This window comes from Agromyces sp. NSFZ (genome assembly GCF_056156205.1).
On the sequence record NZ_CM149585.1, the window covers coordinates 547,309 to 570,617 of the forward strand.

Annotated in this window: 25 protein-coding genes; 21 read left to right on the top strand and 4 right to left on the bottom strand. The window is 71.0% G+C overall.

Translation table 11 applies throughout. From position 1 onward, the window contains the following. Positions 1-8 precede the first annotated feature (8 nt). The 18 genes from ACVFI9_RS02605 (at position 9) to ACVFI9_RS02690 (ending at position 17,085) form a co-directional block, all read left to right on the top strand. Complete coding sequence (locus ACVFI9_RS02605; protein ID WP_474764485.1) at positions 9-1,022, top strand: tripartite tricarboxylate transporter substrate binding protein; 1,014 nt, start codon at positions 9-11, stop codon at positions 1,020-1,022. After that, on the top strand, positions 1,022-1,786 hold the full coding sequence (locus ACVFI9_RS02610; RefSeq protein ID WP_474764486.1) for an SDR family NAD(P)-dependent oxidoreductase: 765 nt from the start codon (positions 1,022-1,024) through the stop codon (positions 1,784-1,786). The genes ACVFI9_RS02605 and ACVFI9_RS02610 overlap by 1 nt, the downstream gene beginning before the upstream one ends. Continuing rightward, positions 1,786-2,772 carry a zinc-dependent alcohol dehydrogenase gene (locus tag ACVFI9_RS02615; protein WP_474764487.1) on the top strand — a complete coding sequence of 329 codons (987 nt, stop codon included), beginning with the start codon at positions 1,786-1,788 and terminating at the stop codon, positions 2,770-2,772. Before ACVFI9_RS02610 ends, ACVFI9_RS02615 begins: the two co-directional genes overlap by 1 nt. After that, positions 2,765-3,595 carry a sugar phosphate isomerase/epimerase family protein gene (locus tag ACVFI9_RS02620; protein ID WP_474764488.1) on the top strand — a complete coding sequence of 277 codons (831 nt, stop codon included), beginning with the start codon at positions 2,765-2,767 and terminating at the stop codon, positions 3,593-3,595. The genes ACVFI9_RS02615 and ACVFI9_RS02620 overlap by 8 nt, the downstream gene beginning before the upstream one ends. Beyond that, positions 3,592-4,398, top strand: a complete 807-nt coding sequence (locus ACVFI9_RS02625; protein WP_474764489.1) for an SDR family NAD(P)-dependent oxidoreductase — start codon at positions 3,592-3,594, stop codon at positions 4,396-4,398. Before ACVFI9_RS02620 ends, ACVFI9_RS02625 begins: the two co-directional genes overlap by 4 nt. Further along, positions 4,395-5,177 carry an SDR family NAD(P)-dependent oxidoreductase gene (locus tag ACVFI9_RS02630; protein ID WP_474764490.1) on the top strand — a complete coding sequence of 261 codons (783 nt, stop codon included), beginning with the start codon at positions 4,395-4,397 and terminating at the stop codon, positions 5,175-5,177. Before ACVFI9_RS02625 ends, ACVFI9_RS02630 begins: the two co-directional genes overlap by 4 nt. Further along, positions 5,174-5,974, top strand: a complete 801-nt coding sequence (locus tag ACVFI9_RS02635) for a 2-keto-4-pentenoate hydratase (RefSeq protein ID WP_474764491.1) — start codon at positions 5,174-5,176, stop codon at positions 5,972-5,974. The genes ACVFI9_RS02630 and ACVFI9_RS02635 overlap by 4 nt, the downstream gene beginning before the upstream one ends. Beyond that, positions 5,971-6,918, top strand: coding sequence for an acetaldehyde dehydrogenase (acetylating) (locus ACVFI9_RS02640; RefSeq protein ID WP_474764492.1), 948 nt, complete (start codon positions 5,971-5,973; stop codon positions 6,916-6,918). The genes ACVFI9_RS02635 and ACVFI9_RS02640 overlap by 4 nt, the downstream gene beginning before the upstream one ends. Next, entirely contained in the window at positions 6,915-7,931 is a 1,017-nt protein-coding gene (dmpG, locus tag ACVFI9_RS02645; protein WP_474764493.1) for a 4-hydroxy-2-oxovalerate aldolase, read from the top strand. The genes ACVFI9_RS02640 and dmpG overlap by 4 nt, the downstream gene beginning before the upstream one ends. Next, complete coding sequence (locus ACVFI9_RS02650) at positions 7,931-8,809, top strand: alpha/beta fold hydrolase (protein ID WP_474764494.1); 879 nt, start codon at positions 7,931-7,933, stop codon at positions 8,807-8,809. Before dmpG ends, ACVFI9_RS02650 begins: the two co-directional genes overlap by 1 nt. A gap of 35 nt (positions 8,810-8,844) precedes the next feature. After that, positions 8,845-9,864, top strand: coding sequence for a VOC family protein (locus ACVFI9_RS02655; RefSeq protein WP_474764495.1), 1,020 nt, complete (start codon positions 8,845-8,847; stop codon positions 9,862-9,864). Between the two features lie 86 nt (positions 9,865-9,950). Continuing rightward, positions 9,951-11,009, top strand: a complete 1,059-nt coding sequence (locus ACVFI9_RS02660) for a tartrate dehydrogenase (RefSeq protein ID WP_474764496.1) — start codon at positions 9,951-9,953, stop codon at positions 11,007-11,009. 74 nt (positions 11,010-11,083) lie between these two features. After that, positions 11,084-12,217 (top strand): acyl-CoA dehydrogenase family protein, encoded by a 1,134-nt coding sequence (locus ACVFI9_RS02665; protein ID WP_474764497.1) that lies wholly within the window; start codon positions 11,084-11,086, stop codon positions 12,215-12,217. A 144-nt stretch (positions 12,218-12,361) separates the two neighbouring features. Further along, a complete protein-coding gene (locus tag ACVFI9_RS02670; RefSeq protein ID WP_474764498.1) occupies positions 12,362-13,135 on the top strand; it encodes an electron transfer flavoprotein subunit beta/FixA family protein in 774 nt (257 codons plus the stop codon). Positions 13,136-13,145: 10 nt separating this feature from the next. After that, positions 13,146-14,132, top strand: coding sequence for an electron transfer flavoprotein subunit alpha/FixB family protein (locus tag ACVFI9_RS02675; protein WP_474764499.1), 987 nt, complete (start codon positions 13,146-13,148; stop codon positions 14,130-14,132). A 3-nt stretch (positions 14,133-14,135) separates the two neighbouring features. Continuing rightward, positions 14,136-15,842, top strand: a complete 1,707-nt coding sequence (locus ACVFI9_RS02680; RefSeq protein WP_474764500.1) for a cytochrome b/b6 domain-containing protein — start codon at positions 14,136-14,138, stop codon at positions 15,840-15,842. A gap of 114 nt (positions 15,843-15,956) precedes the next feature. Continuing rightward, positions 15,957-16,646, top strand: a complete 690-nt coding sequence (locus tag ACVFI9_RS02685) for an amidohydrolase family protein (RefSeq protein ID WP_474764501.1) — start codon at positions 15,957-15,959, stop codon at positions 16,644-16,646. A 223-nt stretch (positions 16,647-16,869) separates the two neighbouring features. Beyond that, positions 16,870-17,085 carry a hypothetical protein gene (locus ACVFI9_RS02690; RefSeq protein ID WP_474764502.1) on the top strand — a complete coding sequence of 72 codons (216 nt, stop codon included), beginning with the start codon at positions 16,870-16,872 and terminating at the stop codon, positions 17,083-17,085. Positions 17,086-17,153: 68 nt separating this feature from the next. Here ACVFI9_RS02690 and trxA read toward each other — a convergent pair whose 3' ends face one another. Together trxA and trxB are read right to left on the bottom strand one after the other, a co-directional pair. Next, the gene (gene trxA, locus ACVFI9_RS02695) at positions 17,154-17,480 is read right to left on the bottom strand and encodes a thioredoxin (protein ID WP_474764503.1); all 327 of its coding nucleotides are present in this window, start codon (positions 17,478-17,480) and stop codon (positions 17,154-17,156) included. Positions 17,481-17,527: 47 nt separating this feature from the next. Next, positions 17,528-18,502, bottom strand: coding sequence for a thioredoxin-disulfide reductase (gene trxB, locus ACVFI9_RS02700; protein WP_474764504.1), 975 nt, complete (start codon positions 18,500-18,502; stop codon positions 17,528-17,530). Positions 18,503-18,666: 164 nt separating this feature from the next. Here trxB and ACVFI9_RS02705 point away from each other — a divergent pair, with 164 nt between their 5' ends. Beyond that, positions 18,667-18,927 (top strand): hypothetical protein, encoded by a 261-nt coding sequence (locus ACVFI9_RS02705; protein WP_474764505.1) that lies wholly within the window; start codon positions 18,667-18,669, stop codon positions 18,925-18,927. A gap of 78 nt (positions 18,928-19,005) precedes the next feature. Then, positions 19,006-19,806, top strand: coding sequence for an IclR family transcriptional regulator (locus tag ACVFI9_RS02710; RefSeq protein WP_474764506.1), 801 nt, complete (start codon positions 19,006-19,008; stop codon positions 19,804-19,806). A 99-nt stretch (positions 19,807-19,905) separates the two neighbouring features. Here ACVFI9_RS02710 and pabB read toward each other — a convergent pair whose 3' ends face one another. Further along, positions 19,906-21,417 (bottom strand): aminodeoxychorismate synthase component I, encoded by a 1,512-nt coding sequence (pabB, locus tag ACVFI9_RS02715; RefSeq protein ID WP_474764507.1) that lies wholly within the window; start codon positions 21,415-21,417, stop codon positions 19,906-19,908. After that, positions 21,384-22,166: a DUF1932 domain-containing protein gene (locus tag ACVFI9_RS02720; protein ID WP_474764508.1), complete on the bottom strand. Its 783-nt coding sequence runs from the start codon at positions 22,164-22,166 to the stop codon at positions 21,384-21,386. The genes pabB and ACVFI9_RS02720 overlap by 34 nt, the downstream gene beginning before the upstream one ends. Positions 22,167-22,337: 171 nt before the next feature. Here ACVFI9_RS02720 and folD point away from each other — a divergent pair, with 171 nt between their 5' ends. Continuing rightward, positions 22,338-23,198 carry a bifunctional methylenetetrahydrofolate dehydrogenase/methenyltetrahydrofolate cyclohydrolase FolD gene (folD, locus tag ACVFI9_RS02725; protein ID WP_474764509.1) on the top strand — a complete coding sequence of 287 codons (861 nt, stop codon included), beginning with the start codon at positions 22,338-22,340 and terminating at the stop codon, positions 23,196-23,198. Positions 23,199-23,309: the final 111 nt, after the last annotated feature.

The window sequence follows — 23,309 nt, forward strand, 5'->3', positions numbered from 1 at the left end:
GGAGAACAATGAAGTTTTCGAACTTCCGTCGTCCCGCGGGCGTGCTCGCACTGGCGACCGCTGCACTGGTCGGCCTCTCGGCCTGCGCCAGCTCGACGGCCGCGGGAACCGCTGAGGAGGATTCGGCAGCCGTCGAGTTCCCGACCGACAGCATCACCCTGATCGTGCCCTACGGCGCCGGAGGACCCTCCGACATCTCGGGTCGTGCCCTCGCGCAGGACCTCGAGGCCGAGCTCGGCGTGACCGTCGTCGTCGAGAACCGCCCCGGCGCCTCGGGCATCACCGGCCTCAGCGAGGTCGCGATCTCCGACGCCGACGGCTACACGCTCACATACACGACGGGCGACTCGTTCGTGCAGTCCGAGCTGCGCGAAGGCGTGCCGTTCACCTTCGACAGCTTCATCCCGGTCGCAGGCACGATCAGCCAGCCGTACGTCCTGGTGACCGGCTCCGAGGGTGTCGCCGACTTCGAGGCGCTCGCCAAGAAGTCGAGTGTGACCTACTCCACGACCGGCAACGGCACCCCGACCCACCTGAACTCGCTCATGATGTTCGACGAGCTCGGCATCGAGGCGACGCAGGTTCCGTTCAATGGTGCAGCCGAGTCCACCCAGGCGCTCGTCGGCAACCAGGTGGATGTCGCCATGCTCGACGTCTCCGTCGCGATGCCGCAGATCAACAGCGGCGCCCTGAAGGCCCTCGCCGTGCTCACCCCCGACGGCGAGGAGCTGGACTACCTCAAGGGCGTGCCCACGCTCGAGTCGCTGAAGGTCGACACCAGCGCGATGACGCTCACCGTCTGGGGCGTCGCCGCGCCGGCCGGCACCGACGAGGCGGTCGTCGAGATCCTCCGTGAGGCCGTGCTCGCCGCCGCCGAGGGAGAGAACTTCCAGGAGTTCACCCAGGCGAACTACATGCCGCTGCTGACCGAGGAGGGCGAGGCGGCCTGGTACACCAGCCTGCAGGACACCGCGAAGACCTCGAAGGCCGCGCTCGAGAAGTTCGGGATCTCCCTCACCTGATGAGCCGGCTCACGTCTCTCTCGACCGTCGTCACCGGGGCGGGTACAGGAATCGGTGAGGCGATCGCGCGCCGCTACGCACTCGAGGGTGCGCAGGTCGCGATCGCCGACATCGACCTCGCCTCAGCGGTCGCCCTGCGCGACGAGATCGTCGCGCAGGGGGGCGCCGCCATGGCGGTCGAGATGGACGTGACCGATCGGGGTGCCGTCCGGGCCGGTCTCGCCGCAGTGCGGGACCGGTTCGGCCGCCTCGACGTGATGGTGAACAACGCCGGCATCTCGATGTCGACCGGCGTGTTCGACACCACCGCGGAACAGTGGATGCGACACCAGCGCGTCAACGGCCTCGGCACGCTGATCGGCATGCAGGAGGCCGCCGCCCTCATGATCGAGCAGGGCGGTGGCGGCAAGATCATCAACGTCAGCTCCATCTCGGGCCGTCGCAACAACCTCGACTGGGTGGCCTATGCCGCCAGCAAGGCGAGCGGTTCCTCGCTCATCGCGAGCGGGGCACGCGCGCTCGCGCCCCACGGCATCACCGTCACCGGGATCGCTCCGGGCATCGTCGAGACGCCGCTGTGGCGCGGCGTCTACCAGGACGATGCTGCTCGGGAGGCCCGATTCGCGGCCTACGCCTCCCAGATCCCGCTCGGGCGCACCTCGGTCCCCGACGACCTCGTCGGCGCGGCGGTCTTCCTCGCCACGCCCGATTCCGACTACATGACCGGTCAGACCATCACCATCGACGGAGGGATCACCGCCTGATGCGTGCAGCCGTACTCACTGCGCCGGGCCGCCTCGAGGTGGTCGACGACTGGCCGGAGCCGACCTGCGGCGACCACGACGTGATCGTGGCCGTCGCGGCGACCGGCATCTGCGGCACGGACCTCGCCTACGTCGCCGGCCAGCGCGAGATCGTCGCCGGTGGCCTCCTCGTCGGCCACGAGCCCTTCGGCACCATCGTCGAGGTGGGTGCGCGGGTCGACCCCGCTCGCCTCGGCGAGCGCGTCGCCGTCGAGCCCAACTACCCCTGCGGGGCCTGCCGGCCCTGCCACGAACACGTCACCTCGCTGTGCACGGCCAGGCGCAGCCCCGTGGTCACCGAGCAGGGCTTCCTCGCCGACCGCGTGGCCGTGCCCGCCGACTTCGCGTGGCCGCTGCCCGAGTCGATCTCGGATGAGGACGCAGCCTGCATCGAACCCCTCGCCGTCGCGCTCGGCGCGGTGCGGCGCGCCGGCGACCTCTCGGCGCGGCCGCGCATCGCGATCACCGGCGCGGGCAGCATCGGCCGCATCCTGACCGACGTGCTGGTGCGTCGTGGCATCGTGCCCGCCATCCTCGACCTCTCGGAGGGGCGAGTCGACCGTGCGGTCGCGCTCGGCGCGAGACGCATCGATGCCGGCGAGCGATTCGATCTCGTCTTCGAGTCATCCGGAGCGGGCAGTGCCGCCGCCGAAGGGGTCGAACTGCTCGACCCCATGGGCATGCTCGTGGTGATCGGCGTCGGCAACTCCCCGTTCCCGGTCGACACCAAGACCCTCGTGCGTCGTGGCATCACCATCGTCGGTTCGATGATCTACGACCACCCGAGCGATTACGCGGCCGTGATCGACGCAGTGGCCCGTGGCGAAGCCCGACCCGGCATCGTGCTCGGCGAGGCGCTCCCACTCGACCAGGCGGCCGAAGCCCTGATCGGAGCAGCCGCTCGGCCCGACAAGACCTGGATCAGGGTGGGTGACACCCGTGCGTAGCATCGGCATCGACCATCTCACCGAACTCGACCTCGCACCCCGGGAGTTCGTCCGCGCCGCCGCCCAGGCGGGGTTCGCGAGCGTGAGCCTCCGCACCATCCACGTGGTCGGCGGCGAGCCATCGTGGGCCGGAGCGCCCATCGACACGGCAGCCCTCGGCCAGGAGATCGCCGACGCGGGGATGCGGGTGCACGCCGTCGAGGCGGTCGCCGTCACCCCGACCCTCGGCCGCGAGATCGACCGACTGCGTCCACTGCTGCAGCAGGGGGCGGAGCTCGGCGCCGACCTCCTCTACTCGTTCTCGGACGATCCCGACGCCGCACGCTGCGCCGACGCGATCGCGCTCCTCACCGAGGTCGCGGCCGAGTTCGGCCTGCGGCTGGCGCTCGAGCCCATGCCCTACCGGTCGGTCGCGACGCTGGAGCAGGCCGCCGGCATCGTCGCGAGCGCCCCCGGCGCAGGACTGATCGTCGACACGCTGCACGCAACCCGCGGTGGAACGGCACCGGCCGACCTCGCAGGCCTCGCTCCCGAACTGCTCGCCGTGCTCCAACTCTGCGATGCGCCGGCGACGCCTCCGAGCGCGCCGGCGCCTTCCGGCCTGCATCCGCTGCTCCACGAGGCGCGCTTCGATCGTCGGCTGCCGGGCACGGGCGACCTGCCGCTCGCGGCCTTCGCCTCGGCGATGCCCGACGGCACCCTCGTGACGGTCGAAGCCCCCGCGCCCGCCGACGGTGCTGACCCGGCCCGTCGCTTCGCTCGGGTCCTCAGCGCGACGCTCGAGGCACTCGCTCGACCTGTCGACGAGGGGAGCGCCGCATGAGCACCTCGAACGACATGCGCGCCCTCGTCACCGGCGCGTCGTCGGGCATCGGCCGCGCGATCGCGGTCGAACTCGCCGACCGAGGCTACGGGCTCGTGCTCGTGGCCAGGAGCGAGGATGCGCTCACCGAGCTGGCGGCGGAACTGCACCGCGGCGGCGGACCCGCGCACGAATGGCTGATCGCCGACCTCGGCGACGCGCAGGGCGTCGAGCGCGTCGCCGAACGCCTCGCGGACTCGGCGCATCCCGTCGACCTGCTGGTGCACTCCGCGGGAGTCGGACTTCCGCCGGGCGGCTACCTCGGCAATCCGCTGGAGGCATCCGCAACGGTCAATCGCGTCGCCATCGACGCCCTCACCGCGCTCGCGCATGCGGCGCTGCCCGGAATGCTCGAACGTGGACGCGGCGGGTTGCTGACGGTCTCGTCGATCGCGGCATTCCTCCCCGGATCCCCGGCGATCACCTACGCCGCATCGAAGGCCTGGGCGCAGGTGTTCGGCGAAGGACTCAATCAGCTCACCCGGGGCACGGGCGTGACGAGCACGGTCGTGGCACCCGGCTTCGTGCGCAGCGGCTTCCACAGCCGGGCTGGCCTGGGCGCATCCGGCATCCACGACACGATGTGGTGCACGCCGGAGCACGTGGCACGGGCAGCCGTTCGCGGCTTCGAACGTGGTCGCGCGCTCGTCGTGCCCGGAGCGATCTGGAAGGCCGTGTACGCGGTGCAGCGGCTGACCCCGCGATCGTGGTCACGGGCCGGCTTCGCGACCTACATGGCATGGACAGCGAGGAGAGCAGCATGAGCGGGCCGAGACGTCTGCAGGGGCGGCGCGCGGTGGTCACCGGTGCCGGCAGCGGCATCGGTGCCGCGATCGCGCGCGGATACGCGGCGGAGGGCGCCGAGGTGATCGTGGCCGATCTCAACGGCGAGGCCGCGGAGGCCGTTGCGCGGGAGATCGTGACCGCCGGTGGGGTGGCGCACGCGCATCCGGTGGATGTCGCGGACGAGGCATCCGTCGCCGCGCTCTTCGCCCGGGCCGACGAGGTGCTCGGCGGGGTCGACGTGCTGGTGAACGGTGCGGGCGTGCTGCGCCGACAGCCGTTCCTCGAGACTGACGAGCAGAGCTGGGACCTGGTGCTGCGCGTCAACTCGCTCGGCCCGTTGCTCTGCACCCAGCAGGCGGCGCGGCGCTTCATCGACCAGGGCGAGGGCACGCGAGGCGCCGGCAAGATCGTGAACATCTGCAGCACGTCATCGCGGCAGGCAACGGGCGACTTCACCGCCTACGCCGCGAGCAAGGCGGCCCTGCTCTCACTCACCCAGTCGACGGCCAAGGGCCTCGCACCCCACGGCATCACCGTGAACGGCATCGGCCCCGGCATCGTCGACACGCCCCTGTGGCGTGCGGATGCGCTCACGCTCGCCGACCGCAGGCTCGAGGACTACACCTCGAAGATCCCGCTCGGTCGTCTTTCGCAGCCCGAGGACGTGGTGCCCACCGCGGTGTTCCTGGCCTCGGATGATTCGGACTACATGACCGGGCAGTTGCTCATGGTCGACGGAGGGATGGTGATGGCATGAGCGAGTCGGACGCGCGGTCACAGGTCGTGCGGCAGGTGGCCGATGCGCTCTACGAGGCGCACGCGGAGGCCCGCGCGATCGATCCGGTGCGCGGTCTCCTCGGTGACGGTGACGTGGATGCCGCGTACCTGGTGCAGGAGCTGGTGATCGCCAGACGCGAGGCGGACGGCTTCGCCCGGATCGGTCGCAAGGTCGGCCTCACCAACCCGGCGGTGCAGCAGCAGCTCGGCGTCGACCAGCCCGACTTCGGCGTGCTCCTCTCGGACATGGACGCGACCGGCAGGGGCACGATCGACATGTCGAGGCTCGTGGCGCCGCGTATCGAGGCGGAGATCGCCTTCGTGATGGGCAGGGACGTCGACGCGGTGGATCGCGACTCCGTGGTGGCCGCGGTCGACTCGGCCGTCGCGGCCTTCGAGCTCGTCGACTCCCGGGTGCGCGACTGGCGGATCTCGATCGTGGACACCATCGCCGACAACGCCTCGAGCGCACTGTACGTGCTCGGCGACGTCCGCGTCCCGCTCGACGAGTTCGATCCGGTGAGCGCGACCATGTCGATGACCGAGGACGGCGTGGCGGTGTCGAGCGGGAGCGGCGCCGCGTGCCTGGGCGACCCGATCAATGCGCTGGTCTGGGTCGCGGAGACGGCCGCACGGCTCGGCCGGCCGCTTCGCGCGGGCGAGGTCGTGCTGTCGGGCGCGCTCGGACCCATGGTGCCGTTCACGGCGGGCAGGACCTACATCGCCGAGATCACTGGTCTCGGCGCGGTGAAGGCGATCGCAGGAGGAGAAGCGTGAGCAAGACGAAAGTGGCCATCATCGGGTCGGGCAATATCGGCACCGACCTGATGTTCAAGGTGATGCGGCTGAGCGAGACGCTCGAGGTCGGGGCGATGGTCGGCATCGACCCGGCATCCGACGGCCTCGCCCGCGCTGCGCGGGTGGGCGTGCCGACCACGCACGAGGGCGTCGACGGGCTCATCGCGATGCCCGGATTCGACGAGATCGAGATCGTGTTCGACGCGACCAGCGCGGGGGCGCACGTGCACAACGCCGAGAAGCTGGCGCCGTTCGGCAAGCAGCTGATCGACCTCACGCCGGCGGCCATCGGCCCCTACGTGGTGCCGGCGGTCAACCTCGACGAGCACCTGGGCTCGGCGAACGTGAACATGGTCACGTGCGGCGGGCAGGCCACCATCCCGATCGTCGCCGCCATCTCGGCCGTGACGCCCGTGAAGTACGCCGAGATCGTGGCCTCCATCTCGTCGCGGTCGGCCGGTCCCGGCACGCGCGCCAACATCGACGAGTTCACCGAGACGACCTCGCGTGGGCTCGAGGTCGTCGGCGGCGCCGCGCGCGGCAAGGCGATCATCGTGCTGAACCCGGCCGAGCCGCCCATGATCATGCGCGACACCGTGCAGGTGATCGTCGCGCGGCTCGACGATGCCGGTCGCGGCGAGATCGCGGCCGCCGTCGAGGCGCAGGTGGCGAAGGTCGCCGAGTACGTCCCCGGCTACCGGATCAAGCAGCGCGTGCAATTCCTCGACGAGGGCACGGTGCTCGACGCCCTCGTTCCGGCGAGCGTGCGAGCCCCCGAGTACACCAGGGTCACCGTGTTCCTCGAGGTCGAGGGCGCCGCCATGTACCTGCCGAGCTACGCCGGCAACCTCGACATCATGACCAGCGCCGCGTTGCGCACCGCCGAGCGCTTGGTCGCGGCACGAAAGGAGCCGGCTGCATGAGCACGAAGATCTACCTGCAGGACGTGACCCTGCGCGACGGCATGCACGCCGTCCGCCACCAGCTCTCGCCCGCGAAGGTGGCCGAGATCGCCAAGGTGCTCGACCGCGCCGGCGTCGACGCCATCGAGGTGACGCACGGCGACGGCCTCGCCGGCTCGAGCCTCACCTACGGCCCCGGCTCGCACACCGACCTCGAGTGGATCGAGGCCGCTGCCGAGGTGATCGAGCACGCGGTGCTCACCGCGCTCATCCTGCCCGGCATCGGCACCCTGCACGAGCTGCGTGCGGCCTACGACGCGGGCGTCCGCTCGGTGCGCGTCGCCACCCACTGCACCGAGGCGGATGTCTCGGCGCAGCACATCTCCACCGCGCGCGAGTGGGGCATGGACGTGTCGGGCTTCCTGATGATGTCGCACCTCTCCGACCCGGCGAGCCTCGCGCAGCAGGCGAAGCTGATGGAGTCGTACGGCGCGAACTGCGTGTACGTGACCGACTCGGCGGGGCGCCTCACGATGGACGGCTACCGCGAGCGGGTGCGGGCCTACCGCGACGTGCTCGACGACACGACCCAGATCGGCGTGCACGCGCACCAGAACCTCTCGCTCGCCGTCGCCAACTCGGTGGTCGCGGTCGAAGCGGGCGCGTACCGGGTGGATGCCTCGCTCGCCGGCCACGGTGCCGGTGCGGGCAACACGCCGATCGAGCCGTTCGTCGCGGTGGCGAAGCTGCAGGGCTGGGAGGTCGGTGCGGAGCTCTTCGCCCTCCAGGATGCGGCCGACGACCTCGTGCGCCCCCTGCACGACCGTCCGGTGCAGGTCGATCGCGAGACGCTCACCGTCGGCTATGCCGGCGTCTACTCGAGCTTCCTGCGGCACGCCGAGCGGGCCGCGGAGACCTACGGGCTCGACGCCCGGGACATCCTCATCGAGGTCGGCGCCCGTCGTCTCATCGGTGGTCAGGAGGACATGATCACCGACGTGGCGCTCGACCTCGCAAGCAGAAAGGCCAAGTGATGGCAGACGTTCTCCCCTACACGAGCACGTGGATGGACCTGGTCGAGACGACCTTCTCGCAGGGCTACCTCGACGCCGGCGGCTACCGGACCCGGTACCTGCGAGCCGGCGACCCCGACAACCCGCGCAAGCTGCTGCTGCTGCACGGCATCACCGGGCACGCCGAGGCGTACACGCGCAACCTGAAGGCGCACGGCGAGCACTTCGACGTGTTCGCATTCGACTTCATCGGCCACGGCTACTCGTCGAAGCCCGAGCACCCGCTCGAGATCGAGCACTACATCCGGCACGTGCTCGGCGTGATGGATGCGCTCGGAGCCGAGAAGTACTTCATGTCGGGCGAGTCCCTCGGCGGCTGGACCACCGCGAAGTTCGCGCAGACCCACCCTGAGCGCGTCGAGCGCATCGTGCTCAACACCATGGGCGGCACGATGGCGAACCCCACGGTCATGCAGCGCCTCTACACGCTCTCCATCGAGGCCGCGAAGGACCCGTCGTGGGAGCGCGTGAAGGCCCGCCTCGAGTGGCTGATGGCCGACCCCACGATGGTCACGCCCGACCTCATCCGGGTTCGCCAGCGCATCTTCGAGCAGCCGGACTGGGAGATGGCCTGCCGCATGAACATGGCGCTGCAGGACCCCGAGACCCGCAAGCGCAACATGCTGACCGACGACGACCTGCGCGAGATCCAGGTTCCCGCACTCGTGCTCTGGACCACGAAGGACCCGTCGGGACCGGTCGACGAGGCCCGACGCATCGCGAGCCTCATCCCGAACGCCGAACTCGCCGTGATCGACGAGGCCGGCCACTGGCCGCAGTACGAGAAGACCGAGGAATTCAACCGGATCCAGCTCGAGTTCCTGCTCCGCGACGCCTGACCCACCAACCAACGCACCGAACGAGAAAGGCGATCATGGCACACCTGTCAGATCAGTACGACCCGGGACCCGGCATCTCGCACGCCGGCTCCATCAGCCTGGGCACCAAGGACATCGAGAAGTCGCTGTGGTTCTTCCGCGACATCCTCGGCATGGAGGAAGTGGAGCGCGACGGCGACGTCGCCTACCTGCGGGCCTACCAGGAGCTCCGCCACCACTCGCTCGTCCTGCGCCAGCAGGACGAGGCCGTGGTGAACGCGTTCAGCTTCCGCACCCGCCGCGCCCAGGACGTCGAGCTCTTCTACGAGCACCTCCAGCGGCAGGAGATCGAGTCGGTCGAGGTTCCCGCGGGCACCGAGAGCGGCCGCGGCACCGCCGTGCGCTTCCTCCTTCCCGGCGGCACCCACCCCATCGAGCTCTACTTCGACATGGAGAAGACGCCGGCGCCCGAGGGCATCCGCTCTCGCCTGCCCTCCAACAGCTCGACCCGTCGTGGCCTCGGCGTCCGTCGCCTCGACCACTTCAACGTGCAGACGTCGCCCCAGACGATCAACGCCACCGAGCAGTGGGCGCGGGAGAACCTCGGGCTCAAGCGCCGCGAGTTCGCCTACCTGCCGAACAACCCCGGCACGCTGATGGCGTCGTGGACCTCGGTCACCTCGCAGATGCACGACATCGCCTTCGTCGCCAACGCGCAGGAGAAGACGGGTCAGATGCACCACCTGGCCTACAACCTCGAGAACATGAGCGACGCGCTCACCGCTGCCGACATCCTGCGCGACCTGGATGTCTCGTACGGCGTCGGTCCGGGCAAGCACGGCATCGGCCAGGCCATGTACCTCTACGTGCACGACCCCGGATCCGACCACCGCGTCGAGCTGTACGCCGGCGGCTACCAGATCTTCGACGAGGACTGGGAGGCCATCGAGTGGCGGCCCGAGGACTTCCCGGAGGGGCTCACCTGGTACGGCGACCCGATCGACACGGCGCCGGGCAGCCGCGGCCGCGACACGACCGGCGTCGCGGGCTTCGACAACCCCCTGCTGAAGAAGTAGCACCAGCCACCTTCCGCGGCCCGGGCGGCTCTTCGGAGCCCCCGGGCCGCGGCGCACCCACTGAAGAACCGAGCGAGGAAGACCACATGCGCACGCACACCATCGACGTCATCGCCGGCGACGGGATCGGCAAGGAGGTCGCACCGGCCGCCGTGGCCTGCATCGACGAGGTCGCGGCCCGGCACGACTTCCGCATCGCCTGGCGCGACCGGGACTGGGGCTCCGACCGCTATCTCGCCGACGGCGCGATGATGCCGGCCGACGGCATCGACCAGCTGCGCGACGGCGACGGCATCTTCCTCGGCGCGGTGGGGCACCCCGACATCGACGACACCGTCACGCTGTGGGGCCTGCTGATCCCGATCCGCCGCGCGTTCCAGCAGTACCTCAACATCCGGCCGGTTCGCCTGTTGCCGGGGGTACAGCCCCGCGTGACCCGGAACGCCGAGATCGACGTCGTGATCGTGCGGGAGAACGTCGAGGGGGAGTACTCCGAGGTCGGCGGACGGGCGTACGAGGGCACGCCCGAGGCGATGGCCTTCCAGCAGTCGTTGTTCACGAGGCGCGGAGTCACTCGCGTGGCCGAGTACGCGGCCCAGCTCGCGTCGACGCGCCGGGGCCACCTCGTCTCGGCGACGAAGTCCAACGGGCTGCTCCATTCCATGCCGTTCTGGGACGAGACGGTCGCCGAGACCGTGGCCCGCTTCCCCGACGTCGAGCTCGAGAGCGTGCTCATCGACGCCCTCTCCGCACGCATGGTGCTGGCACCCGACAGCGTCGACGTCATCGTCGCCTCGAACCTCTTCGGCGACATCCTCTCGGACCTGGCTGCCGCGGTCGCCGGATCGATCGGCATCGCGCCGTCGGCCAACGTGAATCCCGACCGGACGATGCCCTCGATGTTCGAGCCCGTGCACGGCACCGCGCCCGACATCGTCGGCACGGGCCTCGCGAACCCGGTCGGGCAGCTCTGGGCCGGCGCCATGATGCTCGAGCACCTCGGCGAGACCGACGGCGCCGCCGCATTGCGCGGAGCCTTCGAGCAGGCGCTCGCCGACGGCGTGAGCACCCGCGACCTCGGCGGCACGGCCAGCACGGGCGAGTTCACCGACGAGGTGGTGCGCCGGATCCGCTCAGCGGGCTGAGGCGCGCTGAGGCTCGGAGAACCGCGCCGCGCAAGCACTGTCGCCCCAGCGTCGACATCCGGTAGACCGGGACCATGACCGAAGAGCGGGACGCCCTGATCCAGGCGGTGCGCGAGTTCGCCGACGCGGAACTCGCGCCGAACGCCGAGCGCTGGGACGCCGAGCATCACTTTCCCGTCGACACGTTGCGCCTGGCCGGCCAGCTGGGCCTCGGCGGCGTGTACGTGGGTGAGGACGTCGGCGGCTCGGGCCTCTCGCGTCTCGACGCCGTGGCGATGTTCGAGGAGCTCGCCAAGGGCGACACCACCATCGCCGCCTACATCTCCATCCACAACATGGTCGCGTGGATGGTCGACACGTTCGGCGACGACGACCAGCGCCGGCGATGGGTTCCCGGCCTCGCCGCGATGACCGACCTCGGCAGCTACTGCCTCACCGAACCGGGAGCGGGGTCGGATGCCACGGCCCTCATGACCTCCGCCCGCCGGGACGGCGACGACTACGTGATCAACGGCGTCAAGCAGTTCATCTCGGGCGCCGGGGCATCCGCCGTCTACATCGTCATGGCACGCACGGGGGAGCCGGGAGCCGCGGGGATCAGCGCGATCGTGGTGCCGGACGGCACTCCGGGCCTGAGCTTCGGGCGCAACGAGGAGAAGATGGGCTGGCACGCGCAGCCCACTCGCCAGGTCATCCTCGAAGACGTCCGGGTGCCGGTCGCCAACCGGCTGGGAGCCGAGGGTGACGGATTCCGCATCGCCATGCGCGGCCTCAACGGCGGCCGCATCAACATCGGCGCGTGCTCGCTCGGCGGCGCGCAATGGGCGCTCGACCGGACGCTGCGCTACGTGCACGAGCGGGAGACCTTCGGTGCTCCGCTCGCCGCCAACCAGTCGATCATCTTCACGCTCGCCGATATGGAGACCGAGTTGCAGGCCGCGCGGGCGCTCGTGCAGCGGGCCGCGATGAAGCTCGATGAGGGGGCATCCGATGTCGTCTCGGCCTGCGCGATGGCGAAGCGGTACGCGACGGATGCCGCGTTCGGTGTCGCGAACTCGGCGCTGCAACTGCACGGCGGCTACGGGTACCTGCGCGAGTACGGCATCGAGCGCGTCGTGCGCGATCTCCGGGTGCACCAGATCCTCGAGGGCACCAACGAGATCATGCGGCTCATCGTCGGGCGGCGGCTCGTCGACGGTTCGGCGTGAGCGCGACTTCGGGCGTCAGGATCCGGCGTCGAATCCGGCGTCAGGCGGGCGAGGAGTCCACCGTGACATCCGGCTGGGTTAGGCATGATTAACTAGGTTCCGCAAGCGCTGCCGCTCGACGGATGAGGAAAGGACCCGCGCCTGATGAAGATCATCGTCCTCGTGAAAGAGGTCCCCGACACGTACGGGGAGCGCAAGCTCGACCTCGAGACGGGTCTCGCCGACCGCGCCGCGAGCGACCCGGTGCTCGACGAGATCGGCGAACGCGCCCTCGAGGTCGCCCTGTCCTACGCCGACGCCAACGAGGCCGAGGTCGTGGTGATGTCGATGGCGCCCGAGCGTGCCGCGGCGACGATCCGCAAGGGTCTCGCGATGGGCGCGGCGTCCGCGGTGCAGATCGCCGACCCCGCCCTCGCCGGAGCCGACCTCGGCCTCACCGCCCGCACGCTCGCCGCCGGCATCCGCAAGACCGGCTTCGACCTCGTCATCTCGGGCAACCTCTCGACCGACGGGAGCGGCGGGGTGCTCCCGGCCATGCTCGCCGAGCTGCTCGACGTGCCGAACCTGACCGCGTTGTCGACCGTCGAGATCGCCGCGGACTCGGTGTCGGGCACGCGCACCACCGACGACGGCACGATGCGGGTCAGCGCGCCGCTCCCGGCCGTGATCTCGATCACCGAAGCGCTGCCCGACGCGCGCTTCCCGAACTTCAAGGGCATCATGGCGGCGAAGAAGAAGCCGTTCGAGACGCTCACGGCGTCGGAGGTCGGCGTCGACCCGCAGGACCTCTCGTCGGCCGCATCGATCATGACGGCGATCGCCGAGAAGCCGCCGCGCGCCGCGGGCGTGAAGATCACCGACGAGGGCGACGGCGGCACGAAGATCGCCGAGTTCCTCATCGAGAACCGCCTGGCCTGAGAGGACGATCATGACCGACAACGCAGCAGACTCGATCCTCGTGCTCCTCGAGGTGACGCCGACCGGCGCCCTCGCCAAGAGCGCCGCCGGGCTCCTCGGCGCCGCCTCGCTCATCGGCACGCCCGTGGCGCTCACGGTGACCGGGCCCGGGCAGGCGCAGGCGATCGCCGAGCAGGCCGCCGCCGCCGGCGCCGAGCGGGTGCTCACCGTCGAAACCGACGCCGCGTCGGCGCAGCTCACGGTGCCGCTCGCCGATGCGCTGGCCACGGCCGTCGCTGCGGTGTCGCCCGACGCGGTGCTCATCTCGAACTCGATCGAGGGACGGGATGTCGCGGGCCGGTTCGCGGCGCGCACGGGTGCCGCCCTCGCGGTCGACGCGGTCGGGGTCTCCAGTGACGCGGAAGGCGTCGTCGCCCACCACTCGGTCTACGGCGGCGCGTACAACGTGGACTCGGCGGCGACGTTCGGCACGCTGGTCGTGACCGTGCGCCAGGGTGCCGTCGACGCGCGCGCGGAGGCGCGACCGGTCGTCGTCGAGGCACTCGAGTCGCAGGCGTCGGGCAGGGCGGCCGCATCGATCGACTCGTTCGAGGCGGTCACGGCGACGTCGACGAGGCCCGAGCTGCGCGGTGCGACGAAGGTCGTCTCGGGTGGCCGAGGACTCGGTTCGGCCGAGAACTTCGCGCTCGTCGAGCAGCTCGCCGACACCCTGGGTGCGGCGATCGGCGCCTCGCGTGCCGCGGTCGACGCCGGCTACATCCCGCAGACCCACCAGGTCGGCCAGACCGGTGTGTCGGTCTCGCCGCAGCTGTACGTGGCGCTCGGCATCAGCGGCGCGATCCAGCACAAGGCGGGCATGCAGACGGCGAAGACCATCGTCGCGGTGAACAAGGACCCCGATGCCCCCATCTTCGAGGTCGCCGACTTCGGCGTCGTCGGTGACGTCTTCACGGTCGTGCCGCAGCTGATCAGCGCGCTCGCCGAGCGGAAGCAGTGATCGGTGGCCACCGAGGGGCGGATGCTTCGCAGGGGACTGCCGCGCGAACGCGGGGGTGAGCCGTGGCCGCCAGCCGGCGCGGCGCCGGCCGACGCGACGGCACCGCGGGTCGAGACGACGCCGGTCGCGGCGCAGGTCGAGGCGCCCGTTCCCGTGGTCGAGCCCGAGGTGGCCGCGAGTGCCGTGCCGCAGGCCGCCCCTGCGGCGCCCGTGGCTGCGCGGGTCTCGAGTGGTCGCCGTCTTCGGAGCGGACTGCCCCGCGTTCCGGGCGGGCGTCCGTGGCCGGAGTCCGGTGAGGCGCCGGCCGTCGCGGAGCGTGTGGAAGCTCCGGTCGCTGAGCCTGTCGAAGCGGCCGCGACGGCTCCTGTCGAACCCGCTCCCGTCCCGGCCGCGCCCGGCGGACGCACCCTGCGCCGAGGCCTGCCGCGCGTCGCCGGCGGAGAGCCATGGCCACCGTCCACGGCCGCCGCGCCGCCGGCCCCGGCTCCCGTCGAGCCCGCGGTCGCCGAGGCTCCGGCGCCGTCGGAGCAGCCCGCTGCGGCGGCATCCGTCGCCGAGACGCCCGTCGAGACACCCGCCGAACCGAAGGTTCGCCGTGGCCTTCCGCGACCCGAAGCCCCGGTCGCTGCTCCCATACCCGAGCCCGAGCGCGCGCCCGCGCCGGTCGCTGCTGCGACCCCTGCGCCGACGCCGACCCCCGCGCCCGTAACGAAGCCCGCCGCCGCCCGCCTCGCCCCACCGGCCCCGGCGGCGAGGCCGGCCGCTCCAGCCCCGGCAGCTGCAGCCGCGGCATCCGAGGCCAAGCGGTACGGCCCGCTCACGCTCAGGCAGTGGGTCGGGGCATCCGTCGTCGGAATCCTCGCCATCATCGGCGCGGCCACGATCGTCGTGCAGCTCACGCGCTGGTTCCTCGGCCTGGACGTCATGCAGGACTTCATGGCGACCTACCCCGGCGAGACGCACCTGCCGGAGGGCGCTCCCGTGGGCCTGCCGGCGTGGCTCGGTTGGCAGCACTTCTTCAACGTGTTCCTGATGGTGCTCATCATCCGATCGGGCCTGCAGATCCGTCTCGAACGGCGTCCGGCCGCGTACTGGACGCCGCGCTGGTCGAAGGGCGGCGCCGGCAAGATCAGCCTCAACGCGTGGTTCCACCAGTCGCTCGACATCCTGTGGTTCGTGAACGGCGTCGTGTTCGTGGTGCTGCTGTTCGCCACCGGCCAGTGGATGCGGGTGGTGCCCACGAGCTGGGAGGTCATCCCGAACGCGATCTCGGCGGGCCTGCAGTACCTCTCGCTCGACTGGCCGCTCGAGAACGGGTGGGTGAACTACAACAGCCTGCAGGTGCTCGCGTACTTCGCGACGATCTTCATCGCCGCGCCGCTTGCCGCGATCACCGGCGTGCGGATGTCGGGGCTGTGGCCGAAGAACGCGGCGACGCTCAACCGCATCTATCCGGTCGAGTGGGCGCGCGCCGTGCACTTCCCGGTGATGCTCTACTTCGTGGCGTTCATCGTGGTGCACGTGACCCTCGTGCTCACGACCGGGGCCCTGCGGAACCTCAACCACATCTACACGGCCAGGGACGCGACCGACTGGGTCGGATTCGCGCTCTTCGTCGGCTCGCTCGTGCTGATCGCGGCCGCATGGTTCGCCGCGCGGCCCATGGTGCTCGCGCCGATCGCCGGGCTGTTCGGCAAGGTGGGGCGCTGACGCCGGGAGCGTTGAACCAGGGAGCGTTGAACCAGGGAGCGATTCGTATTCCGTAGGGTGAAAAGCCGCCCCTGGGATTCCTCCTTGGGTCGAGAGTGACCCCAGGAGGTACACGTGATCATCGACGCCCACGCGCACATCATCCCGAAGGACTTTCCGGTCGAGGACGGCTTCCCCCGGATGGAGGCCATCGACCACGACACGGCCCGCACCCTCATGTTCGGCGCCACCAGCTTCCGTGCGAGGGACGTCTGGTTCGTCGTCGAGCGGCGCATCGAGGCCATGGATGCCGCCGGGGTCGACGAGGAGATCGTCTCGCCGATGCCGCCGCTCCTGAACTACGCCGTCGCACCGGTGCTCGGCCTGTCGATCGCCCGATACGTCAACGAGGTCGTCGCCAGGTACGTGCGCGACGGCGGCGGCCGCATCCACGGCCTCGGCATCGTGCCGATGCAGGACCCGGTGCTCGCCACGGCGGAGCTCGGGCACCTGCGCGAGCTCGGCCTGCGCGGCGTGGAGGTGGCGTCGCACGTCAACGGCGTGCCGATCGGCGACGCCCGCTTCACCGAGTTCTTCCAGGAGGTCGACCGCCTCGGCATCTCGGTGTTCATCCACACCATGCCGCGCATGGACGAGGTGGCCCTGCCGCCGTCGCTGCGGGCATCGGTTCCGAGCGCGTGGTGCTCGGCACCGACTTCCCGGCGATGCCGCGCCCCGAGCGGCTGGCCGACACGATCGACGCACTCGGGCTCGCCGAGGAGGACGCCGAGAACATCGCCTCCCGCACTGCGCGCGCCTTCCTGAGCCTCGATTCCGCACCCCTCATTTCCCTATCGTCATAGGTACTCGCTCCCGCACCCAGAGGTATTCGGAAGCGCTGTCATCGACGACAGGAGCTGCAGCATGGCGAACACCCAGTCACGACCGGATGCACCGGCACGCGTTGTCGAGGCATCCGACCCCGACCCGGGCAAGCGCACGGCCGCGGCGCGCGTGCTCTCCCTGCTCGGCGCGTTCTCACGCGGGGGTGACCGCCGACCAGGTGCGCTTCGACGACGCGATCCCGCTCGAGGTCGAGGTGCGCGACGGGGTCGACCGCGGCGAGACCGCGACCGCGCTCGCTGCGGCCGAGGAGTCGGTGCGCCAGCAGCTGCGCGTGCGCGTCGACGTCGAGGCGGTGCCGGTCGGCGTCATCCCGGTGAGCTCGTACAAGAACGCGCTCACCTACGTCGCGGCGGACTGACCCCGAACGACGGATGCCGCGAGCCGAGGTCGTCGGCTCGCGGCATCCGCCCGTCGGGTTCGCGACGGTCAGCCGATGAACTCGGCGAGCTCCGCCTCGAGTGCGGGCTTTCCCCGCGCCCCCGTCATGCGCTTCACGACCTCGCCGCCGCGGAAGACGAAGATGGCGGGGAGCGACGTCACCTGGTACGTCAGGGCCGTCTCCATGTTCTCGTCGACGTTCACCTTCACGACGTCGAGCCGGCCGGGGTGCTCGGCGGCGATCTGGTCGAGGATGGGCGAGAGTGCGCGGCACGGGCCGCACCAGGGCGCCCAGAAGTCGACCATCGTGGGCGTCCCGGCGGCGAGCACCTCGTCGGCGAAGGTCGCATCGGTGACGTCGCGGGCTGTGGACATCGGGGTTCTCCTTCGGGCAGGTGGGGCTAGGACGTTGGCGTCGACCGTCAGGCGTCGACGGTCTCGGCGAGCGGCTGCGTCGCCTGCGCGACGAGCTCCGCGGGCAGCGACGCGAGGTAGTGCTCGGCGTCGAGCGCGGCGACGACCCCCGACCCGGCGGCCGTCGCGGCCTGCTTGTACGTGGGGTCGATGACGTCGCCCGCGGCGAACACGCCGGCGATGGTGGTGCGCGAGGAGCGGCCGTCGACCGCGATGGTGCCCTCGGCTGTGAGCTCGAGCTGGCCGTGCACGAGGTGCGTGCGCGGGTCGGCGCCGATGGCGATGAAGACGCCCGACAGGTCGAGGCTCGACTCGGTGCCGTCGACGGTGTCGACGAGTCCGACGCCGCTCACGAGGTCGCCGCCGAAGATGCGCGCGACCTGCTTGTTCCAGTGGAAGCGGATCTTCGGGTTCGAGCGGGCGCGTTCCTGCATGGCTGCGGATGCGCGCAAGGCGTCCTTGCGGTGGATGACGTGCACCGTGTCGGCGAAGCGCGTGAGGAACGTCGCCTCCTCCATCGCGGAGTCCCCGCCGCCGACCACCGCGACCTGCTTGTCGCGGAAGAACGCGCCGTCGCACGTGGCGCACCAGGAGACGCCGTACCCCGAGAGCCGGGCCTCGTCGTCGAGTCCGAGCATCCGGTAGGCGGAGCCGGTGGCGTAGATCACGCTGAGCGCCTCGTGCACGTCGCCGTTGCCGAGGTGCACGCGCTTCACCGGCCCGTCGAGCTCGAGCCGTACGACATCGTCGTAGACGAGCTCGGCGCCGAAGCGTTCGGCCTGGCGCTGCATGTTCGCCATGAGGTCGGGACCCTGGATGCCGTCGGGGAATCCGGGGAAGTTCTCCACCTCGGTGGTCTTCATGAGCTCGCCGCCGAATTCGACGGAACTCGCGATCACGAGGGGCGCGAGCCGTGCCCTCGCGGCGTAGATCGCCGCCGTGTACCCGGCGGGGCCAGAACCGATGACGATCACGTGTCGCACGGGGATTCCTCTCGTCGTTCACGCCAGGCGACGTTGCGTGCCGGCCACGTCAGTCTCCGACAGGGCGCCCGGACGAGACGAACAATTTTCCGGCAGGTGAAAGCCTCGATGAGACTCGGGAGCACAGGTGCTTGAGTGAACACAGATGTGAAGAGGAGGCCCCCATGGTGGACACGATCGACGGCCGCACGGCCGTGGATGAGGCACTGCAGCAGTTCCGGGACATGCTCGCATCCGACGGCTACCTGCTGAGCTGGTCGGAGGCGGGCGACGAGAAGGTCGTCGTCGAGATCGCGGCCGGCGAGGATGCGTGCGCCGACTGCCTCGTGCCGCTTCCCGTGATGGAGGCGATCATGTCGAAGGCGCTCGAGCCGACGCCGTATACGCTCGACCACGTGATCCTGCCCGAGGGCGAGGGGCACTAGACCAGCGACATCCCGGCCCATGATGACCGTCGTGGGCCGGTCGCCGGCGATGGGGCCGGCGGAACGAGGGGGAATCCGATGGCGGATCCGCACGTCGAGGACGTGGCCGATGAGGAGGCATCCCGGTCGGTCGTGAGCCGTGCGCTCGCGATCATCGGCACCTTCCACGGCGGACGGGAGCGGCAGTCGCTGTCGGACCTCAGCCGCAACTCGGGGGTGCCGATCGCCACCGCCTACCGCATCGTCCACCGCCTCACCGAGTGGGGCGCGCTGGAGCGCGACGAGGCCGGGAAGTACCGGATCGGGCTCCGGCTCTGGGAGGTCGCGTCGCTCGCGCCCCGGTCGATGGGGCTGCAGCGCATCGCGCGTCCGTACATGCAGGACCTCTACGAGACGACGCACTACAACGTGCAACTGGCCGTACGCGAGGGGACCGAGCTCGTCTCGGTCGAGCGCTTCCAGAACCCCGACTACCGGAGGGCGCGACCGCGCGTCGGCGGTCGGTACGCCCTGCACGTCACCGCCATCGGGCTCGTCCTGCTGGCACACGCGCCCGAGGATGTGCGCGAGGAGGTGCTGTCGGCGCCGCTCAAGCGCTACACCCCGCACACCTACGCCGATCCCGACCAGCTGCGTCGCGTGCTCGCCGAGGTTCGCAGCCGCGGGTATGCGATCAGCGACCGGCAGATGGACCTCGACCACGTCGGCGTGGCCGCGCCCGTGTTCGGACCCGACGGCTCGGTGATCGCGGCGCTCTCGTGCGTGCTGCGGCACGACGACGTCGACGAGAAGAACATGGTCCACCTCGTGCGCGTGACCGCGAACGGGATCTCCCGTGCACTGCGCAGGGCCGGCGAGGCCGGGCGCGCGCCGATGTGAGCGGCGGGGCTGGCTACGCGCCGAGGACCCCGCCGCGCAGTACGGGCTGCGGAACCTCGAGGTCGGTTACGTCGCCCCCGAAGGACAGGGCCCCGGCTTCTAAGCCGCCGGCAGTCGCGGCCGGGGAGCCTCACCGCTCCCCGGCCGTTCCATGACGAGGGCCGCGGATGCCGCAGCCAGCAGCGGTTCCGCCTTGAGCAGCGTCTCGTCGAACTCGAGCTCGTCGACCGACGAGGCCGTGATGCCACCGCCCGTGCCGATCGTCGCGACCTCCGGTCGCACGACGAGGCTGCGGATCGTCATCGCGAGGTCGACCCGGCCGTCGGTGCCGAGGTACCCGAACGCGCCCGCGTACGGGCCACGCGGTCCGCGCTCGAGGCGATCGATGATCGTCATCGCGCTGTGCTTCGGGGTGCCGGTCATCGACCCGGCCGGCAGGCACGCCTCGAGCACGTCGACCCACGAGCGACCCTCGGCGATCCGGGCGCTCACCGTGCTGACCAGCTGATGCACGTTCCGGTAGCTCTCGACCCGCAGCAGGCCGTGCACGGCGACCGAGCCGAGCTCGGCCACGCGGCTGAGGTCGTTGCGCATGAGGTCCACGATCATGATGTTCTCGGCCCGCTCCTTCGGGTCGGCGGCGAGCTCGTGCACGAGGGCGACATCCTCGGCGACGGATGTCCCGCGCCGGCGTGTGCCCTTGATCGGCATCGTCTCGATCCGCCCGTCGGGCCGGATGTCGAGGAACTGCTCGGGGGAGGAGCTGAGCAGCGCGAGCTCGCCGAACCGGAGGAAGCCGGCGTGATGGCTGGGGTTCGCCCGTCGCAGCCGCAGGTAGGTGTCGACGGGGTCGAGGCTCGCCTCGATCGTGATCTCGTTGGTGAGGCAGATCTGGAACGCGTCACCGCGGGCGATGGCCTCCGCGCATTCGCGGAGCATCCGCAGGTACTCGTCGCGCGGATGCCGCAGGGTCGCCGGAGCGGTCGCCGGGGTCGGTGCACCCAGCAGCGGCGCCGCCTCGCGCCCGCGCAGCCCCGCGATGGCCGCCGTGACCTCGGCGACCCACCGGTCGGCTGACGGCGAACCCTGGCGCACCCGGAGCCGGATCGTGCGCGCGGCGTGATCGAAGGCGATCACCCGGTCGGCGAACATCAGCGCGAAGTCGGGCAACGGCGAAGCATGGTGCGGCGTGCCCACGAGCGTGGCGCCCAGCTCGTAGCCGAGCCAGCCCACCCAGCCGAGGGCGAGCCCCGAGTGCCCGTCCCGGGGCTGGGCAGCCGGGGCGGCGGCGTCGACACCCGCCGCGGCCGTCGTCTCGCGGAGGAGATCGAACACCGAACCCCGGTGCCGGCGGAGCCGGCCGGACGGCGACGTCAGGCGCACGCCGTGCCCCGGGGCATCCGGCATCGCGATCACCGACGACGGCGAGGGTGCGCCGACGTAGCTCACGCCCGCCGTGGCGCCGAAGCCGCTGTCGAGCCAGAACGCGGTCGGCTCATCGCGGAAGAGCTCGGTGAACACGACTTCGGGGTCGACCCAGCACGGCAGGTCGACGTCGCGAGGTCGCTGGGGGCCGGTCAGCGGATGGTCGAGGGCGATTGGGCCAGGCATTCCAGCCACTCCAGGGTCGCGGCCGTCATCGGGCTGGGCGTTCCGAGCGCCTCCACGTAGTCGCGGGCGTCGCGCATCTCGTGCGCCCGGCGGGCGGCGTGCTGCTTCGTGCCCACGACGAGCCGGTCGACGAGCGCGTGCCCTGACGGGCCGAGCTCGGCCGCGATCTGCGAGCGCATCCACTCCGTCGAACCGGTGCGCTCGGCCGCGGTCAGGCTCTCGAAGGTGAGAGCCGCGAGGCCCTTCATGAAGACGCTGCGCAGGAGCTTGAGCCCGGCGGCGACACCCGCCTCGGCGCCGACGTCCTCGATCGGGACGCGGAACGAGCCGAGCGCATCGGCCAGCCACGCCGCACCGGTGCCGCAGGCGAGCAGGGGCGTGTCGATGCCGGCGCGGGGCACAGGCGCCATGATCGCCACGTCGACGAATCGCAGGGATGCCGCCCGCGCCCGCCCCGCGAGGCGACGCATGAGCTCGGGTGAGGCCGTGTTCAGGTCGGCGAACACGGCGTCTGGGGCCATGGCGGCGTGCGCCTGCTCGGCGACGCTCTCGGCGGCGGATGCCCCGACGAGGCTCAGGATCATTTCGGCGCCGCGCACGGCGGCCTCGAGGCTCGGCGCGATGGAGTCGATCGCCGGCGGCTCGCCACGGGAGGCCGGGTCGAATCCACGGACCCTCGCTCCCCGGCGCTGAAGCCCCTCGGCATACACGCGTCCGGCCTCGCCCAGGCCGAGAACGGCGATCTCCATCGTGACTCCTCCTCGACGAACGTGTACGTTTGATTGTAGACAAAAATGATGGAAATCTACCCCATGTGCTCCGCAGGGTTGCGAAGCATCGACGGGGTCACCCCGGTGGAATCCTCGGAAAGGCGGGACGAACATGACGGATGCCGCAGCTCGCACCACGGCGGAGCCCCGATGACGGCGCAGGTCATCGACGGCAGGGCCGTCGCCGCACGTCTCCGGAAGCGCCTCACCGTCGACATCCGCGCCTTCACGGCATCGTCAGGGAGCGCGCCCGGACTCGCGACCATCCTCGTCGGCGAGGATCCCGCGAGCCAGGTGTACGTCGCCAGCAAGCGCAAGCAAGCGGTCGCCGTCGGGCTCGAGGATCACCACGTGCACCTCGACGAGGGGGCGACGGCGCATGAGATCGCCGCCACGATCACGCGTCTGGCCGACGACCCGAGCGTCTCGGGCATCCTGCTGCAGCTGCCCCTGCCGAAGGGCGTGGACTCGGCTCCGCTCATCGACCTGATCCCCGCCGAGAAGGACGTCGACGGACTCACCACGCTGAGCGCCGGCCTCCTCGCCCGCGGCAAGCCGGGACTCCGCCCGTGCACACCGAGCGGCGTCATCGAACTGCTCGACGCCGCGGGCGTCGAGATCTCCGGCGCGCGGGCCGTCGTCGTCGGCCGGTCGGAACTGGTCGGCGCGCCGCTCGCGCAGCTGCTCACGCAGCGCGACGCCACCGTGACGATCGCGCACTCCCGCACGCGTGATCTCCCGGCCGTCACGCGAACAGCCGACATCCTCGTCGCCGCGGCCGGGCGACCCGGACTCATCACGGCCGAGCACGTGCAGCCGGGTGCCGCCGTCATCGACGTGGGCATCCATCGCACCGACGACGGGCTCCGAGGCGACGTCGACTACGACGAGGTGGCCGAGGTGGCGGGCTGGATCACCCCCGTTCCAGGCGGTGTCGGCCCGATGACGATCGCGATGCTCCTGCGCAACACCCTCCTGGCCGCGCGTCTGCAGCGCGGCGAGGAGATCTGAGTCAGGCAGCGGGCCGGCGGATGAGCTCCGCCGGCCCGCCGCAGTGGCCCGGGACGTACCGGGTCGTCGCGCCGGCGCCCACGGCCGTAGCTCGCGCGGGCGTCGGTGCGG

Coding starts and splice junctions, on each gene's coding strand:
- ACVFI9_RS02655 (WP_474764495.1), top strand. CDS start 8,845: ATGGCACACCTGTCAGATCAGTACGACCCGGGACCCGGCATCTCGCAC.
- ACVFI9_RS02605 (WP_474764485.1), top strand. CDS start 9: ATGAAGTTTTCGAACTTCCGTCGTCCCGCGGGCGTGCTCGCACTGGCG.
- pabB (WP_474764507.1), bottom strand. CDS start 21,417: ATGCCTGGCCCAATCGCCCTCGACCATCCGCTGACCGGCCCCCAGCGA.
- ACVFI9_RS02705 (WP_474764505.1), top strand. CDS start 18,667: ATGGTGGACACGATCGACGGCCGCACGGCCGTGGATGAGGCACTGCAG.
- trxA (WP_474764503.1), bottom strand. CDS start 17,480: ATGTCCACAGCCCGCGACGTCACCGATGCGACCTTCGCCGACGAGGTG.
- ACVFI9_RS02670 (WP_474764498.1), top strand. CDS start 12,362: ATGAAGATCATCGTCCTCGTGAAAGAGGTCCCCGACACGTACGGGGAG.
- ACVFI9_RS02675 (WP_474764499.1), top strand. CDS start 13,146: ATGACCGACAACGCAGCAGACTCGATCCTCGTGCTCCTCGAGGTGACG.
- ACVFI9_RS02630 (WP_474764490.1), top strand. CDS start 4,395: ATGAGCGGGCCGAGACGTCTGCAGGGGCGGCGCGCGGTGGTCACCGGT.
- ACVFI9_RS02615 (WP_474764487.1), top strand. CDS start 1,786: ATGCGTGCAGCCGTACTCACTGCGCCGGGCCGCCTCGAGGTGGTCGAC.
- ACVFI9_RS02720 (WP_474764508.1), bottom strand. CDS start 22,166: ATGGAGATCGCCGTTCTCGGCCTGGGCGAGGCCGGACGCGTGTATGCC.
- ACVFI9_RS02660 (WP_474764496.1), top strand. CDS start 9,951: ATGCGCACGCACACCATCGACGTCATCGCCGGCGACGGGATCGGCAAG.
- ACVFI9_RS02625 (WP_474764489.1), top strand. CDS start 3,592: ATGAGCACCTCGAACGACATGCGCGCCCTCGTCACCGGCGCGTCGTCG.
- ACVFI9_RS02650 (WP_474764494.1), top strand. CDS start 7,931: ATGGCAGACGTTCTCCCCTACACGAGCACGTGGATGGACCTGGTCGAG.
- ACVFI9_RS02610 (WP_474764486.1), top strand. CDS start 1,022: ATGAGCCGGCTCACGTCTCTCTCGACCGTCGTCACCGGGGCGGGTACA.
- ACVFI9_RS02635 (WP_474764491.1), top strand. CDS start 5,174: ATGAGCGAGTCGGACGCGCGGTCACAGGTCGTGCGGCAGGTGGCCGAT.
- ACVFI9_RS02710 (WP_474764506.1), top strand. CDS start 19,006: ATGGCGGATCCGCACGTCGAGGACGTGGCCGATGAGGAGGCATCCCGG.
- ACVFI9_RS02665 (WP_474764497.1), top strand. CDS start 11,084: ATGACCGAAGAGCGGGACGCCCTGATCCAGGCGGTGCGCGAGTTCGCC.
- folD (WP_474764509.1), top strand. CDS start 22,338: ATGACGGCGCAGGTCATCGACGGCAGGGCCGTCGCCGCACGTCTCCGG.
- dmpG (WP_474764493.1), top strand. CDS start 6,915: ATGAGCACGAAGATCTACCTGCAGGACGTGACCCTGCGCGACGGCATG.